Source organism: Mesorhizobium sp. USDA 4413 (genome assembly GCF_056280365.1).
In genome coordinates this window covers 392,045-407,729 of record NZ_JBVPRP010000001.1, presented here as the reverse complement: position 1 = coordinate 407,729, position 15,685 = coordinate 392,045, and the positions used below count along the sequence as shown (strand labels likewise).

General features: G+C 64.7%; 14 protein-coding genes, 1 tRNA gene and 1 pseudogene. 11 read left to right on the top strand and 5 right to left on the bottom strand.

Features of this window, described 5'->3' with window-relative positions:
• Positions 1–20: 20 nt before the first annotated feature.
• Together ACVMIM_RS02075 and recQ are read left to right on the top strand one after the other, a co-directional pair.
• The gene (locus ACVMIM_RS02075) at positions 21–1,664 is read left to right on the top strand and encodes a sulfotransferase (protein ID WP_476110091.1); all 1,644 of its coding nucleotides are present in this window, start codon (positions 21–23) and stop codon (positions 1,662–1,664) included.
• A pseudogene (recQ, locus tag ACVMIM_RS02070) lies at positions 1,664–3,498 on the top strand (DNA helicase RecQ). Before ACVMIM_RS02075 ends, recQ begins: the two are co-directional and overlap by 1 nt.
• A gap of 40 nt (positions 3,499–3,538) precedes the next feature.
• On the opposite strand, the gene ACVMIM_RS02065 reads toward recQ, so the two are convergent.
• On the bottom strand, positions 3,539–4,111 hold the full coding sequence (locus ACVMIM_RS02065) for a TetR/AcrR family transcriptional regulator (RefSeq protein ID WP_278052190.1): 573 nt from the start codon (positions 4,109–4,111) through the stop codon (positions 3,539–3,541).
• Positions 4,112–4,256: 145 nt separating this feature from the next.
• On the opposite strand from ACVMIM_RS02065, the gene ACVMIM_RS02060 reads away from it, so the two are divergent.
• On the top strand, positions 4,257–5,012 hold the full coding sequence (locus ACVMIM_RS02060) for an oxygen-binding di-iron domain-containing protein (RefSeq protein WP_041004506.1): 756 nt from the start codon (positions 4,257–4,259) through the stop codon (positions 5,010–5,012).
• A gap of 198 nt (positions 5,013–5,210) precedes the next feature.
• Here the strand turns inward: ACVMIM_RS02060 and ACVMIM_RS02055 are convergent, their stop codons facing one another.
• On the bottom strand, positions 5,211–5,612 hold the full coding sequence (locus ACVMIM_RS02055; protein WP_476110089.1) for a hypothetical protein: 402 nt from the start codon (positions 5,610–5,612) through the stop codon (positions 5,211–5,213).
• Between the two features lie 294 nt (positions 5,613–5,906).
• Positions 5,907–5,996, bottom strand: a tRNA-Ser gene (locus ACVMIM_RS02050).
• A gap of 326 nt (positions 5,997–6,322) precedes the next feature.
• On the opposite strand from ACVMIM_RS02050, the gene ACVMIM_RS02045 reads away from it, so the two are divergent.
• The 3 genes from ACVMIM_RS02045 to ACVMIM_RS02035 all read left to right on the top strand — a co-directional run bounded on the left by ACVMIM_RS02045 (position 6,323) and on the right by ACVMIM_RS02035 (position 8,110).
• Positions 6,323–7,027 (top strand): 50S ribosomal protein L21, encoded by a 705-nt coding sequence (locus ACVMIM_RS02045; RefSeq protein WP_476110088.1) that lies wholly within the window; start codon positions 6,323–6,325, stop codon positions 7,025–7,027.
• 98 nt (positions 7,028–7,125) lie between these two features.
• Positions 7,126–7,395 (top strand): 50S ribosomal protein L27, encoded by a 270-nt coding sequence (rpmA, locus tag ACVMIM_RS02040; RefSeq protein WP_040991608.1) that lies wholly within the window; start codon positions 7,126–7,128, stop codon positions 7,393–7,395.
• 127 nt (positions 7,396–7,522) lie between these two features.
• Positions 7,523–8,110 carry a GNAT family N-acetyltransferase gene (locus ACVMIM_RS02035; RefSeq protein ID WP_041004553.1) on the top strand — a complete coding sequence of 196 codons (588 nt, stop codon included), beginning with the start codon at positions 7,523–7,525 and terminating at the stop codon, positions 8,108–8,110.
• A 111-nt stretch (positions 8,111–8,221) separates the two neighbouring features.
• On the opposite strand, the gene ACVMIM_RS02030 is transcribed toward ACVMIM_RS02035, so the two are convergent.
• The gene (locus ACVMIM_RS02030) at positions 8,222–9,085 is read right to left on the bottom strand and encodes an endonuclease/exonuclease/phosphatase family protein (protein WP_476110085.1); all 864 of its coding nucleotides are present in this window, start codon (positions 9,083–9,085) and stop codon (positions 8,222–8,224) included.
• Between the two features lie 144 nt (positions 9,086–9,229).
• Between ACVMIM_RS02030 and obgE the strand changes: the two genes are divergently transcribed.
• From obgE to ACVMIM_RS02005, 5 genes are all read left to right on the top strand, one after another.
• On the top strand, positions 9,230–10,267 hold the full coding sequence (gene obgE / locus ACVMIM_RS02025; protein ID WP_476110084.1) for a GTPase ObgE: 1,038 nt from the start codon (positions 9,230–9,232) through the stop codon (positions 10,265–10,267).
• Positions 10,264–11,397, top strand: coding sequence for a glutamate 5-kinase (gene proB, locus ACVMIM_RS02020; protein ID WP_476110083.1), 1,134 nt, complete (start codon positions 10,264–10,266; stop codon positions 11,395–11,397). The genes obgE and proB overlap by 4 nt, the downstream gene beginning before the upstream one ends.
• A gap of 3 nt (positions 11,398–11,400) precedes the next feature.
• On the top strand, positions 11,401–12,687 hold the full coding sequence (locus tag ACVMIM_RS02015; RefSeq protein WP_476110082.1) for a glutamate-5-semialdehyde dehydrogenase: 1,287 nt from the start codon (positions 11,401–11,403) through the stop codon (positions 12,685–12,687).
• 83 nt (positions 12,688–12,770) lie between these two features.
• On the top strand, positions 12,771–13,358 hold the full coding sequence (locus tag ACVMIM_RS02010) for a nicotinate-nucleotide adenylyltransferase (protein WP_278051711.1): 588 nt from the start codon (positions 12,771–12,773) through the stop codon (positions 13,356–13,358).
• A gap of 136 nt (positions 13,359–13,494) precedes the next feature.
• The gene (locus ACVMIM_RS02005; RefSeq protein ID WP_476110080.1) at positions 13,495–14,781 is read left to right on the top strand and encodes an MFS transporter; all 1,287 of its coding nucleotides are present in this window, start codon (positions 13,495–13,497) and stop codon (positions 14,779–14,781) included.
• A gap of 5 nt (positions 14,782–14,786) precedes the next feature.
• Here the strand turns inward: ACVMIM_RS02005 and ACVMIM_RS02000 are convergent, their stop codons facing one another.
• On the bottom strand, positions 14,787–15,638 hold the full coding sequence (locus ACVMIM_RS02000) for a mechanosensitive ion channel family protein (protein ID WP_476110078.1): 852 nt from the start codon (positions 15,636–15,638) through the stop codon (positions 14,787–14,789).
• Between the last annotated feature and the right edge of the window lie 47 nt (positions 15,639–15,685).

The window sequence follows — 15,685 nt, the reverse complement described above, 5'->3', positions numbered from 1 at the left end:
GGCCGGAGGCAGCCCGACGCATGATCTCGCAGCCCATCCTCACCGCAACGCGGCATGGACTTATCGTGACGCCCGACATGTTGCCGGGCAGCGACGAAATCAACATCAACGGGCCGTCGCTGATCCGCATGCCCGACTGGGCGCCGGGACGGCTGGGCGCTTACCATCTCTACTTCGCCGACCATGGCGGCTCCTATATTCGCCTCGCCTACGCGGATTCGATCGAAGGTCCGTGGCACATCCATCCCGGCGGCGCGCTGTCCCTCGATCAATGTCCGTTCATCAAGGAGCACATCGCGTCTCCCGACGTTCATGTCGATCAGCGGAACCATCGCCTCGTCATGTATTTTCATGGACCGGCGGAAAGCGGGGAAGGCCAGATGACCTTTGCCGCGACATCCGCTGACGGCCTTCATTTCAATCCACTTCCCGAGCCGCTTGGGCCTTCTTATGCGCGCTTCTTCCACCACGACCAATGGTGGTACGGTTTTCTGGGGACGGGAACCGTCACCGTCTTCCGTTCCGGGACCGGCATCTCCGATTTCGAACAAGGCCCGGTTATCCTGCCTCCCATAAAGCGCCGCCCGACCCTACGGCATCTTGCACTGCAGAAATCCGGCCGCTGGCTGCGGGTCTATTACACGCGCAGGGGCGACGCGCCGGAACGGATCCTTCACGGCGCGATCGATCTCGCCGAGGACTGGCGAAACTGGACGGTGCGGGGCGAAACGGAACTGCTGCGGCCGCAGACGGACTTCGAAGGAGCGGGTTTGCCGGTCCGTCCCAGCCGGGGCGGGGCGGCCGAAGGCAAGGAAAACGCGTTGCGCGATCCTGCGATTTTCGAGGAGAACGGCCGCACCTGGCTTCTCTACTCCGTCGCCGGAGAGAGCGGCATCGCCTTGGCCGAGATTACGTCGAAGGACGTCCCTGCCAGAGCAGCCCTAAGGCCGGTCACCATTCTGCGCCGCGGCGCAAGGCGATTTTTTTGGCGCCTGCGCAAGGCCGCACGCCGGCTGCCCTCGGCGATGACCTTTCGCAAACGAATCTTCATCGCAGGCTGTGCTCGCAGCGGAACCACGCTCAGCCGTCGTTTGATGGCGTGTTTCGACGATACCTATGTCCATGCGGACGAAGCGCCCTATCAGGCGCTGCTCGAACTGGATCGCCCCCAATTCAATCTGGTCGTCAAACGCACTCATGAAAGCCACAAGGACATCGAGCATCTGCCTGCCTCGGTCGGGTTGATCTATTGCGTGAGGCATCCTTTCGATGTGCTCACCAGCTCTCATCCGGAGACGGTGAACGAGCGGCGTTTTCATGTAACGACCGAACGCTGGGAGGCGGAGTACGACGGATTGATGCGCCTTAGACAGGCTCAGCCCGAAAGAGCGGTTTTCTATTTGCGCTATGAAGAGCTGATCGCCGAACCGGATATCGTCCAGGGCAGGATCGCTCGATCGTTCGATCTTTCACCGGTCACCCTGTACAGCCGGGATGCGGATAATCCGATACGGGCGACGTCGCTGAGAAAATGGGAGCGCGATGAAGAATTCCGGACCTATCTGCATGGCCTACCTGCGGCGTTCCTCGCCCGCGTGGAAAGCTTCTGCCGCGAATTCGGCTACGATATGCCGGGCCACATGTTGACCACGGAAGCGCGGTGATGCCACAGGCGGCGAGCATCCAGGCCGAGGATCACAAGCGGCGCGTCCTGAAGGATGTGTTCGGCTTCGAGGACTTCCGCCCCGGACAAGCGACCGTGATCGAGGCATTGCTCGCCGGGCGGCATGTGCTGGCGGTCATGCCGACAGGCGCCGGCAAATCGCTCTGCTATCAGGTTCCGGCGCTGGTCAAAGGCGGGCTCACCATCGTGGTGTCGCCGCTGGTGGCGCTGATGCAGGATCAGGTCGCCGCCTTGCGCCTTGCCGGTGTGCCCGCCGACACCATCAATTCCTCGCTCGACCGTGAGGCCAATGTGGCGGCCTGGCGCCGCGTGGCGTCCGGGCAGACGCGGCTGCTCTATCTTGCGCCGGAACGGCTGATGACGGAGCGGATGCTCGAGGCGCTGTCGCGGCTCGATGTCGGCCTGATCGCCATCGACGAGGCGCATTGCATCTCGCAATGGGGCCCGGCCTTCCGGCGCGAATATGAGGACCTGTCGCGGCTGCGCGGCTGTTTCCGCAAGTGCCGATCATCGCGCTGACGGCGACGGCGGACGAGGCCACCCGCGCCGACATCGAAGCGCGGCTGTTTGCCGGGCGGGCCGAAACCCTGGTGCTGGGCTTCGACCGGCCCAACATCAGGCTGGCGATAGAAGCCAAACAGGACAGCAAGCGCCAGCTGCTGCGCTTCATCGAGCGCCACCAAGGCAAGAGCGGCATCATCTATTGCCTGTCGCGGCGCAAGACGGAGGAGATGGCGGCCTTCCTGGAGAAGAGCGGCGTGCGGGCGCTCGCCTATCATGCCGGCATGAGCAAAGAGGCGCGGGAGGCCAACCAGAATACGTTCATGAGCCTGTCCGGCGTCGTCATGGTGGCAACCATCGCCTTCGGCATGGGGATCGACAAGCCCGACGTCGCCTATGTCTTCCACACCGACCTGCCGGGCAGCCTGGAGGCCTATTACCAGGAGATCGGCCGCGCCGGGCGCGACGGACGGGCGGCGGAAGCACATATGCTCTACGGCTCCGGCGACATCCGCACGCGCCGGATGTTCATCGACGAGGAGGATACCTCGCCCGAGCACAAAAGGCGGGCGCATCGCCGGCTGGACACACTGATCGGCTATTGCGAGACGGCGCAGTGCCGGCGCCAGGTGCTGCTCGGCTATTTCGGCGAGGAGGCGCAAGCCTGCGGCAACTGCGACAATTGCCTCAACCAGGCGCCGCGCGCCGACGGCAGCGCCGAGGCGCGCATCATCCTCGCGACCGTCGCGCAGAGCGGCGAGCGCTTCGGCGCCGCTCATGTCATCGACATCCTGCTCGGCCACGAGACTGAAAAGGTGCTGGCGAGAGGCCATCAGAAGCTCGAAAGCTTCAGGACCGGCATCATGCACAGGAAGCCGGTGTGGCTGTCGCTGATCCGGCAGATGGTCGCGAGCGGTTTCCTGGTGCCGGATCCCGACGGCCATGGCGGTCTCGCCATTTCGGAAAGCGGCCGCGCGCTCGGGCGTGGCGAGGTTGCGTTCGAGTACCGTGTCGAGGGCCGGGATCGTCTCGCGCGCGGCAGGAAGCGGGCCGCGCAAGGCTTCGCTGCGGATGGTGAAGGCGTCGATGCGTCGCTTCTGGCGACGCTTAAAACGCTGAGGCTGCGGCTCGCCAAGGAACGCCAGGTGCCGGCCTATGTGGTGTTTTCCGACCGTACCCTGATCGACATGGCCGAGCGCCGCCCGCGCGACCTCGATGATTTCGCCGAAGTGAACGGCGTGGGCGCAGCCAAGCTCAAGGAGTTCGGGGAGATCTTCCTGAACGCGATCGCGGCGCACCCGTCAGAAAGCTGACAACACGCATATCTCAGCTACTGCCGCCGGAGTCTGCCGCTCAACCCGCGCCCTGGATGGCCCGAACCATGGCATTTACGGCTTCAATGGGCTGCAGGCCGGTCTCGCGCACCAGCGTGCGCCAGGTGAAGAAGCTCAGCGCCACCCGCAGCATCGCTTGCTGGCTGCCGCCAAGGCCTTCGCCGAGCACCTCCTGGCAGGTCGCGAAATACGGGCCGATGCTCGTCTCGACAGTCTCCCGGGTTGGCGGGTGATGCTCGGCGTCGCGCAACACGCTGGCCACCACGCCTTCATTGCGCCCGTACCATTCGTAGATCGCCAGCAGCGCGATCCGTATCCGTTCGCCTGAGTCGGCCACCGCACGCCACGGGTCCACGCCCGGCAGCGGATCGCTCTCCATGTGCGTGCTCGAGCAGGCCTGCAGCAGGCTCCGCTCATCGGGAAAGTGAGCGTAGAGCGTGTGACGCTGAACGCCCGCGCGTTCGGCAACCATACTGAAGGACGTCGCCGCCGGGCCGATGCTGCCGTGCAGGTCGATGGCAGCCTGGACGATGCGGCGCCGGGTTTCCGTCTGCTGCTCGGCGCGGCGCTTGAGGGTATATTTGCGGGTCATTTCATTTCAGTGCACATATCTGTGCACCCATTGTTGACAGGGATCTCATATTTCACTACACACATATGTACTTCGATTTAGGTCGAAGTCCAGCCCGGGATCGACCGGAGGAAGGAATGCAACCTCTATTTCTGCAGGAGAACCCATGGAAACGAAGATCGACGAAATCGCCGACGGCATCTACCGCCTCTCGACCTATGTGCCTGATATTGCGCCGCCCACCGGCTTCACTTTCAACCAGTTCCTCGTCCTCGGCGATGAGCCGCTGATGTTCCACACCGGTCTGCGGAAGATGTTCGCGCTCAACCGCGACGCGCTTGCCCGCATCATCGAGCCGGAACGCCTGCGCTGGATTGGATTTGGCCATTTCGAGGCCGACGAATGCGGCGCCATGAACGAGTGGCTCGCCGTTGCGCCGCAGGCGACGGCCGCGCACGGACAGACAGGCGTCTACGTGTCGCTCAACGATTTCGCGGATCGTGCGCCGCGGGTGCTGAAGGATGGCGAGGTGATAGACATCGGCGGCGGCAAGCGCGTGCGCTTCATCGATACACCGCACACGCCGCATGGCTGGGATGCCGGCGTCATGTACGAGGAATCGACCGGCACGCTGCTCTGCGGCGATCTGTTCACCCAACTCGGCAATGACCGCGCGCTGACCGACGGCGATGTTGTCGGCCCGGCGATCGCCGCCGAGGATCTGTTCAAATACGCGGCACTCAATCCCGGCATGGGCACGACGATCCGCGAGCTTGCCAAGCTCGCGCCACGCACTCTGGCGCTCATGCATGGTCCATCATTTTCCGGCGACGGGGCAGCGGCCCTGCGGGCGCTTGCCGAGGACTACGACCGCCGTGTCTCGGCTCAGATGGCCGAAGCCATGCAGAGGCTGGCAGCATGAGCGCGCCCGTGGAGGGCACGAAGACGGACTGCCGGGTCACCGGCGTCAGCGGCCGGCAGGGGCGCGCCTGCCCTAATGCCGGCTTCGCATGTCGCATCCTGCTTCGGGCTGAGAATGTCAGTCCGAAGCGGGATGGAGCCGCCCGATGGATCGGGCGGCGACCATCTTGAACTCAACCCCGCAATCGGCTTGAGCCGGCTAACGCCAAAGGCAGACCTTGACGTTCTTCCCGACATAGCAGGCACCTTCACGGCGAAGCTCTCCCCAGTCGCCTGCCTCGCCGTGCGTGTCGCGAATATCCCGGTTCGCATAGCCTGCCCAAGAATCTCCGTCCTTGTAGACAACGGCCCAGTAATCCTTCGACATTTCACCGGCCCCGCTATGCGTGTCGGGATAGTCGATGCCGGCAAAGACCTGTTTGGGCCCCTGGATGTTGAAATCGCCGCCCTTCTCGATTTGATAGGAGCATTTTCCGGAGATGCGGGTCTCGCCGTGAACGACCAGCAGGCAGCGGCCCCATTTATAGCCGCTCGGCAAACGGTGCTGCGGCTGCGCGTGCGAAGGCGAAAAGGAGAACGCAAGTGCAAGGGCAACCGCCATGGCTCGCCCGGTCAACAGCCAGTTCAAAGAGCGGCCGGACGCCGTTGGATTTCGCCCAGAGCGCATGTCGAACGATCCTCCGCAGGATGATCCCGAGATCATTTTATTATTGACCGGATGTTTGTCACGGGAAGGCTCGGAAATTTTATTCGCGAGGCCGATGCGGTGCGCTGAGGGATGTAGAGAAGCTCCGAGCCGCCCTCCTTCGCTAAAGCTTCGGAGGGCATCCTGGTTCGTTCGCGCTGAAAGGAATTCGTCGGACTTGTCCTGCGAAGCGCGCAGCGCGAAGCAGGATGGCGGAGAGGGAGGGATTCGAACCCCCGATACCCTTGCGAGTATGCCGCATTTCGAGTGCGGTGCATTCGACCACTCTGCCACCTCTCCGCGAGGTCATGGTCGGCCGTTGCCGGCGCGGCGCACTAGATAACGGCTGACCGCTCCGGTTACAAGGCCCTATTCGAGCGATTTCCAGCTTCCGCGAAAGCGATCGCGACGCGACGGACCGATATTTGCCGGCAACGTCGCTCGCGGCCCCTCCAAGGACAAGACCGCTTGCCTTGACTCCGGCGCAACCTTCGGTTAGGGACAGCCCGCATTCGGCGTGGAGGCTCTTCCGCGCCGCTTGTTTTTTGAACCCGCAGACTGACAAAAAGACGGCCGAACCGCCCGAGGCGGTTCATCGAGGCCGACCGAACAGCGAAAGGCAAAAAATGTTCGCAGTCATCAAAACGGGCGGCAAGCAATATCGCGTCGCCGCCAACGATCTCCTGAAGATCGAGAAACTCGAAGCCAAGGTCGGCGATATCGTCGAGATCGGCAATGTGCTCGCGCATGGCGAGGGCGAGAATGTCACCTTCGGCGCGCCGTTCGTCGATGGCGCCATGGTCACGGCGGAAGTCGTCGAGCAGGGCAAGAATCGCACCGTCATCGCTTTCAAGAAGCGCCGCCGCCAGAATTCGCGCCGCAAGATCGGCCATCGCCAGCTTCTGACCACCGTCCGGATTGCCGAGATCCTGCTGGGCGGCGCCAAGCCGTCGAAGAAGGCCGCCGCCAAGGCCGAGGCCAAGGGGCCCGAGGCCAAGGCTGAAGTCGCCGCCGAGGCAAAGGCGGAAGCCGCTCCGAAGGAGCCGAAGGCCAAGAAGGAAGCTGCTCCTAAGGCGGAAGCCGCTTCCGGCGGAGAGGCCAAGGCCGCGCCGCTGTTCAAGGCGCCGAAGGGCGAGCCGGACGACCTGACCGTGATCAAGGGCATCGGCCCGGTCGCGGCGAAGGACCTTGCAGAGCAGGGCATCGTCACCTTCGCGCAGCTCGCCAAGCTCACCGACAAGGACGTCGCCAAGATCGACGAGCACATGCCGTTCAGCGTCGACCAGATCAAGGACTGGCGCGAGCAGGCCAAGGAACTGGCGAAGAAGTAATTTTCCGGCGACGATCGCCGCCGGTACGGACTTGAAACGGAACGCGAACGCGTTCATAAGACCATTCAAGCGCCTCAGGGCGCATCGGAGTTAGTCAAATGGCACACAAGAAAGCTGGCGGTTCGTCGCGCAACGGTCGCGATTCGCACTCCAAGCGTCTGGGCGTGAAGAAGTTCGGTGGCGAAGCCGTCGTGGCCGGCAACATCATCATTCGTCAGCGCGGCACGCAATGGCATCCGGGCACCAATGTTGGCATGGGCACGGACCACACCCTTTTTGCGCTCGAAGCCGGCGCAGTCACCTTCAACAAGAAAGCCAACGGCCGAACCTACGTATCGGTGAACCCGATTACCAAAGCAGCGGAGTAGCCGGTTCCGCACCATAACACCGGCGCCCATCTCGGGAACCGGTGTCTGGCCAGGCCAGGAAAAGGATCAGGAGAGATGGGTTTGCCCTCTCTCCTTTTTTTCATTTTTCTTGCCCTGGAGGACTAAAATGGTTGCCGAAGCGGAAGACACCGAAGACGAAAGTTACGCGATCGATTGCCCGGTGCTGGCCACCGAGCGGCTGGTCATGCGCGCCCCGCGCGAAAGCGATCTCGAGCAGCTCGTCACGCTTGCCGACAACCGACATGTCGCCGAAATGCTCGCCCGCATGCCGCATCCCTATGGCGAAGCCGAAGGCCGCGCGTTCCTTGCCATGGCGGCGTCGCGGCGCGCCGGCATCGTCTATGCGCTGACGCTCAAGGACACCGGGACCTTCGTCGGCTGCGCCGGCCTGAACACCACCGATCGCGGCCTGGAACTGGGTTACTGGATCGGCGAGCCCTATTGGAAGCGCGGCTATGCCACCGAGGCGGCGCACGCGCTCGTCGACCTCGCCTTCCAGCGCACCTCGATCCAGGTGCTGCATGCCTCGACCAGGGTGATCAATCCGGCCTCGCGGCGGGTCATCCACAAATGCGGCTTCCAGTATGCCGGCCAAGGCATGCTGAACTCGATCGTCGCCGGCCAGGTGCCGGTCGAGCGCTACCGGCTCGACAGGAAAACGTGGACCAGCCTCAGAAACTGGGTGCACTTTTGATGATTGCCTTCAGGATCTGATCAGGTGCCCCTCACCCGGATTGCCAGCCGAATTGCGAAGGGCAATTCGGGGCGATCCGACCTCTCCCCTGGCGAGAGGAGCAGGTGGAGCTCAGCCGAGCTCGGCCCAGAGCGGCAGGTGGTCGGAGCCGACGGCGTCCCGGTCGGACCACAGGCGCTGCAGCGATTTGGCGAGCGAGGCGCTGGTGAAGATGTAGTCGATGCATTTGTGCCGGCTTTTATCGCCGGGCCGGTCGGGATCGACCCAGGTGACGAGGTCGGCGACGGCAAGACGCTGGGCGACGTCGACGGCGAGATCGGCGGTCAGCGGCATGCCGAACTCATGGTCCGGGCGGCCGGCGAGCTCGACATATTCGGGGGAGCCCGGCAGCATGTTGAAGTCGCCCATGACGATGAAGGCTTCCGGATAGGGCAGGTCCGGCAGGCCGATCTCGGGAATGCCCGACAGGCCGCCGCCTTCCAGCGCGTAGTTCAGAAGACGCTGGCGGAGGAAGCGGATCTGGCCCTGGCGCTCGACCGGGCTGCGATGGTCGAGATGGGTGGAGTAGAAGCGGATGAAGCCGAGCGGCGTTTCGATCAGCGCCTCGAGCGCGCCGCGCTGGAAATTCATGGTCTCGAGGCTGCGGCTGCGCGGCAGAAGGAGATTGCGCGACAGATGAATGGGCGTCTTCGACAGCACCATGTTGCCGAGTTGGAAGGAGGTCGAGATGGCGCGGCCGTTCTCCAGGCGTGAGCCGATATTGACCTCGAAATTGCTGCCATAGGCGGCAAAATAGTCGGGCAGCGCCTCACCGATCTCGGCCACCATATCGCGGTCGCCGTTGCGCGGGTTGTTGCGGGTCACTTCCTGCAGCGCGATGACATCGGCGCCGCGCACCGCGTCGGCGATACGGCCGACATCATATTTGCCGTCGAGGCCGATGCCGTATTGGATGTTGTAGGTGACGATCTTCATTTCCGCGCCCCCCAGTCACGCCCCTGCCTACCGCGTCCCTGGCGAAAGGGCACCCGACGCTTTAGTCGCAAATCGGCCTCGCCCTCGGCCCTGCCTTGGTTTAGAGCAATTCCGCAAGTGCAATAGCAGAAATTCGAAAATCCGATGAAATTCCTCGATCAGGCCAAGGTATACATACGATCCGGCGACGGCGGCGCCGGATCGATGTCGTTCCGACGCGAGAAATTCATCGAGTTCGGCGGCCCGGACGGCGGCGACGGCGGACGCGGCGGCGATGTCTGGGTGGAAGCGGTCGACGGGCTGAACACGCTGATCGACTACCGCTACCAGCAGCATTTCAAGGCCAAGACCGGCATGCATGGCATGGGCCGCAACATGACGGGCGCCAAGGGCGCCGACGTAACACTGAAAGTCCCGGCCGGCACGCAGGTCTTTGCCGAGGACAATGAGACGCTGATCTGCGATCTCACCGTGGTCGGCCAGCGCTTCCTGCTGGCCAAGGGCGGCAATGGCGGCTTCGGCAACCAGCATTTCAAGACCTCGACCAACCAGGCGCCGCGGCGCGCCAATCCCGGCCAGCCCGGCGAGGAACTGAGCATCTGGCTCCGGCTCAAGCTGATCGCCGATGCCGGCCTGGTCGGCATGCCCAACGCCGGCAAATCGACCTTCCTTGCGGCCGTCACCGCCGCCAAGCCGAAGATCGCCGACTATCCTTTCACCACGCTCCATCCAGGCCTCGGTGTCGCCCGCATCGACGGCCGCGAATTCGTGCTGGCCGATATTCCCGGCCTGATCGAGGGCGCGCATGAGGGGGTGGGCATCGGCGACCGTTTCCTCGGCCATGTCGAGCGCACGCGCGTGCTGCTTCACCTGGTCTCGGCGCAGGAGGAAAATCCCGGCAAGGCCTACAAGACCGTGCGCGCCGAGCTCGAAGCTTATGGCCATGGGCTGACCAACAAGGTCGAGATTGTCGTGCTCAGCCAGGTGGACATCCTCGACGCCGAAGCCCGCAAGAAGAAGGCGGCCTCGCTGAAGCGCGCGGCCGGCCGCGCGCCGATGCTTCTGTCGGCCGTCACCGGAGAAGGCGTCGAGGCTGTTCTGCGCGCGCTGATGGCGGTCGTCGCCGAATCGCGCGATGCCGTTCCGGCCCCCGTCGAGACGCGCTGGCAGCAAAACCCATGAAATCGCTGAAATCATACCGGCGCATCACCGTGAAGATCGGTTCGGCGCTGCTCGTCGACCGCGCGACAGGCTTGAAGCGCGACTGGCTGACCTCGCTTGCCGGCGACATCGCGGTGCTTGCCGCGGCCGGCGCGGAAGTGCTCGTCGTCTCGTCCGGCGCAATCGCTCTCGGCCGCACCATTCTCGGCCTTGGCAAGCGCGCGCTGAAGCTCGAGGAAAGCCAGGCGGCGGCTGCCGTCGGCCAGATCGCGCTTGCCGGCGCCTGGTCGGACGCGCTCGGCAAGGACGGGCTGAAATCGGGTCAGATCCTTTTGACGCTCGGCGACACCGAGGAACGCCGCCGCTACCTCAACGCGCGCGCGACGATCTCGACGCTGCTCAAAATGAAGGCGGTGCCGGTGATCAACGAGAACGACACGGTGGCGACGTCCGAAATCCGCTACGGCGACAATGACCGGCTGGCGGCTCGGGTGGCAACGATGATGGGCGCCGATCTTCTGGTGCTGCTTTCCGACATCGACGGTCTCTATACGGCCCCGCCGGCCAAGGACCCGGGAGCAAAATTCATTCCCGTCGTCGATCGCATCACGCCGGACGTCGAGGCGATGGCGGGCGCGGCCGCGTCCGAATTGTCGCGCGGCGGAATGCGCACGAAGCTCGACGCCGGCAAGATCGCCAATGCCGCCGGCACCGCCATGATCATCACCTCGGGCACCAGGCTTTCGCCGCTGATGGCGATCGAGCGCGGCGAGCGCGCGACCTTCTTCAAACCGAGCGCCAGCCCGGTGAAGGGCTACAAGACCTGGATCGCCGGACAGCTCGAGCCGGCCGGCCGGCTCACCGTCGATGCCGGCGCCGTCGGGGCGCTGAAATCCGGCAAGTCTTTGCTGCCGGCCGGGGTAAAGCTGGTCAGCGGCAATTTCGCGCGCGGTGACACGGTGGCGATCCTGTCGCCGGAGGGGCGCGAGATTGCGCGCGGGCTGGTTGCCTATGATGCCGCCGATGCCGTAAGGATCGCGGGTCTGAAGACGGCCGAGATAGAAAACGTGCTCGGCTACGAGGCGCGTTCGGCGATGATCCATCGCGACGACCTTGTGGTAAGCCTTGCCGGCGACCAAGCGGAGGGATGATCCATGCTGAAGCTGCATGAAAAATCCGGCGAAGACACCGTGGCGCTGATGGCCGATATTGGCCGCCGCGCCCGTGCGGCAGCCCGACCGTTGGCGGTCGCTTCAACCAAAGCCAAGAACGATGCGCTTATCGCAATGGCGGACGCCATCCTGCGCAACGAACAGGCGATCCTCGAGGCCAACGCCATCGACATGTCGAACGGCGAGGAGGCCGGTTTGTCCGGCTCCTTCATGGATCGCCTCAAACTCACCCCATCGCGCGTCAAGGCGATGGCCGACGGCATTCGCGAGATCGCCGCTCTCAAGGATCCGGTCGGCGACGTCATCGCCGAGTGGGACCGGCCGAACGGCCTCCACATCGAGCGCGTGCGCACGCCGCTCGGTGTCATCGGCGTCATCTATGAGAGCAGGCCGAATGTGACGGCGGATGCCGGCGCGCTTTGCCTGAAGGCCGGCAATCCGGTGATCCTGCGCGGCGGGTCCGACTCGCTCAATTCGGCGGCCGCCATCCATGCCTGCATGGTCGAAAGGCTGAAGGCGGCCGGCCTGCCGCGAGACGCCATCCAGTTGGTGCCGACCACCGACCGCGCCGCTGTCGGCGAGATGCTCAAGGGCCTGAGCGGCAATCTCGACGTCATCATCCCGCGCGGCGGCAGGAGCCTGGTCGGGCGCGTGCAGACCGAGGCGCGGGTGCCGGTCTTCGCGCATCTGGAAGGCATCTGCCATCTCTATATCGACCGCTCGGCCGATCTCGACATGGCGGTCAAGATCGCGGTCAACGCCAAGATGCGGCGCACCGGCGTTTGCGGCGCTACCGAGACCTTGCTGGTCGACCGCGCGGTGGCCGCCACGCATCTTGTGCCGGTCCTGGAAGCGTTGCGCGCCGCCGGCTGCGAGATCCATGCCGATGCCGAGGTGATGAAAGCCTTCACCGATGCCAACCCGGCAACCGACGCCGACTGGGCGACGGAATATCTCGACGCCATCATCGCGGTGAAGCTGGTCGACGGCGTCGCCGGCGCGATCGAGCATATCGAGACCTTCTCCTCACACCACACCGAAGCGATCATCGCGGAGGACGCGCAGGCGGTCGAAAAATTCTTCAACGAGATCGACTCGGCGATCCTCTTGCACAACGCCTCGACGCAGTTCGCTGATGGCGGCGAGTTCGGCATGGGCGCCGAGATCGGCATCGCCACCGGCAAGATGCATGCGCGAGGGCCGGTTGGCGTCGAGCAGCTCACCTCGTTCAAATACCGCGTGCGCGGATCGGGGCAGGTGAGGCCTTGACCTTTTTCGCCCGGAAGGCCTGAGGGAGGCCAAGGCGAATGCTTTCCCAACCCGAACAGCCTGTCCCGGCCCGCTACTTTCGCATGCCGCACGCCGCCAAGGGCCTGACCGTCGGCCTGTTCGGCGGTTCGTTCAACCCGCCGCATGCCGGCCATGCGCTGGTCGCCGAGATCGCGCTGAGACGGCTTGCGCTCGACCAGCTGTGGTGGGTGGTGACGCCCGGCAATCCGCTGAAAAACGCGGGCGAACTGGCGACGCTCGCCGAGCGCATCGAGCTTTCGGAAAAGATCGCCAGGAATCCGAAGATCAAGGTCACTGCCTTCGAGGCGGCACATCATGTTCGCTACACCGCAGACACGCTGGCGCTGGTCAAGGCGCGCAATCCGGGTGTCGATTTCGTCTGGATCATGGGCGCCGACAGCCTGCGCGACTTCCACCGCTGGCAGCGCTGGCGCGAGATCGTGCTGACGTTCCCGATCGCCGTCATCGACCGTCCGGGCGCCACGCTCTCCTTCCTGTCGTCGGTGGTTGCCAAGACCTTTGACTATGCCCGCATCGACGAGGGCGACGCGCCGCTGCTTGCACGCATGCAGGCGCCGGCCTGGACCTTCATCCACGGGCCGCGCTCGTCGCTGTCGTCCACCGCGATCCGCAAGGCGGCGAAGGGGTAGAGTTGCGCGGAGTTCCTTCTCCCCTCGTAGGCCTGTTCTTGCTGACTGCGCAACAGGGCCCACAAGGGAAGAAGGACAAGGCGGGCCATGTCGCTTTTACGGCTGCTTTTCGCCTGACGGCAGGAGATGCTAGAGCATGCTGCAGCAGGACCAAGCCACAACCGATCGGATACAGGACGCGCAATCGGCGCCGCTGATCGCCATTGCCAGCGTCATCGTGTCGATGGCGCTGATCGCGATCGGCAATGGGCTGATGTTCGCCTATATACCGGTGCGTCTCGGCGCCGACGGCTTCGATCCCACCTGGGCCGGGCTGATCGTCACCGGCCTTTCGGCCGGCGGGCTGGCCGGCTGCATCCTGACGGGGCCGCTGGTGAGGCGCGTCGGGCACGCCCGCGCCTTCATGGTGCTGTCGGCGCTGATCGCGCTTTCCAACGCCGCGATCGGCGCCGGGCCGATCCCGTTGCTGTGGATCGCCGCGCGGGCGCTCTACGGCTTCGCCATCTGCGGGCTGTTCATCGTCGCGCAGAGCTGGCTGAACGACGCCTTGCCGAATTCGATCCGCGGCCGGGTGATGGCGGTGTTCTATGTCGCCTATATCGCCGGGCTGGGCGTCGGATATGCGACGCTCGCCGCAGTCGACATCCACACGGCCGCGGCAGCGCTGATCGGCATCACCTTCACGGCGCTTTCCATCCTGCCTGTCGGCATGACGCGGCTTGCCCAGCCGCCGGCGCCGCAGGCCGCATCGGTGGCGCTGCGCCGCGCCTGGCGCATTTCGCCGGTCGGCGTCGCCGGCATGCTCGCCGTCGGCGGCCTGTCAATGATCGTTTCCGGGTTTGCGCCGATCCATGCCACCGCCAAGGGCTACAGCCAGGCCGATGTGGCGCTGCTTTTGTCGGCGATGCCGGTCGGCACGCTGATCCTGCAGATCCCGCTCGGCTGGATTTCGGACCGCACCGACCGGCGCTATGTGCTGGCGGGCGCGGCGGCGCTGGCGGTCGTCGCCAGCGTGCTTGCCATCGCCTTCGACGGCGGCGCGCTGATGGCGCTCGTGGTGATCTATCTCATCTGGGACGGAGCATCGGAATCGATCTATGCGCTCTCCAGCGCGCATGCCGCCGACCGCGCCGCCAAGGACGAGCTTCTGGCGCTGTCGAGTTCGATGCTGTTCGCCTGGTCGCTGGCCGGCTTCATCGTGCCGGGCCTCGTCACCGCGCTTTCCGCCGTTTTCGGCACGGCGACCTTCATCTATGTCGGCATCGTCATCGCATCGGCCTTCTGCCTGTTCGTGCTGTGGCGCGTGATGGCGGGCCGGCCGACGCCAGCGCCCACAAGCAGCAGTTTCGCGCCGATGTCGGCGCAGGCGCCCCTGCCGGTGGAGCTTGCCTTCGCGCCGGACGAGACGGCACCCAAGCACTGATCGGGCTACTGCTTGCGTGCCTCCGGCGCCGGCACTTCCGGCGGCGGCAGCGGGATCGAGATGCCTTCGCGGTCGAAAGCCTGCTTGGCGCGCTTGATCATGTCGATCTGGGTCGAGAAATAGTCGGCGGCGGATGTCCAGTAGCGCAAGGTGAGCGAGACGGTCGCGTCGCCGAGACTGGCCACGAAGGCGATCGGCGCCGGTTCGCGGCGGATGCGCTTTTCGGCCCCGGCGATGGCAAGCAGCGTCTTTTGCGCGCGGTCGATATCGTTCCAGGAGCCGATGCTCAAGCTCACGTCGGTGCGGCGCACGCCATTGCGGGTGAAATTGCGCACCGGCTGGTTCCACAGCGTCGAATTGGGCGCCAGTATATAGACGCCTTCCACGGTGCGCAGCTTGGTGGCGAACAGGCCGATCTCCTCGACCTTCCCGGCTATCGAGCCGACCTCGACATTTTCGCCGATGCGGAAGGGTCTCAGCGCAAGCAGCATGATGCCGGCGGCAATGTTCTGCAGCGTGCCCTGCAATGCCAGCCCGATAGCCAGGCCGGCAGCGCCGATCGCGGCAATGATGGAGGCGGTCTGCACGCCGAACTGGCCGAGCACCATGATGACGACGAGGATCAGGATGGCGTAGCGCACGACCTGCGAGAAAAAGTGCCGCAAGGTCTCGTCGAAGCCGTGGATGTGGCCAAGGCCGGCATAAATCGACCGTTCGGCAAGACCGGCAACGAGATAGCCGACGACGAGGAGGATGACGGCGCCGACTGCCGAGAAAGAGTACGAAACGATCAGCGTGCTCAACTGCGCGAGCCCGGCCTGGATGGTGAGCAAGGCGTTTTGCGGATCAAGCGGCATGGCGGGCGTCCCCTTTTGGTCGTTGAGCCGATAACCCCCGCGATGCA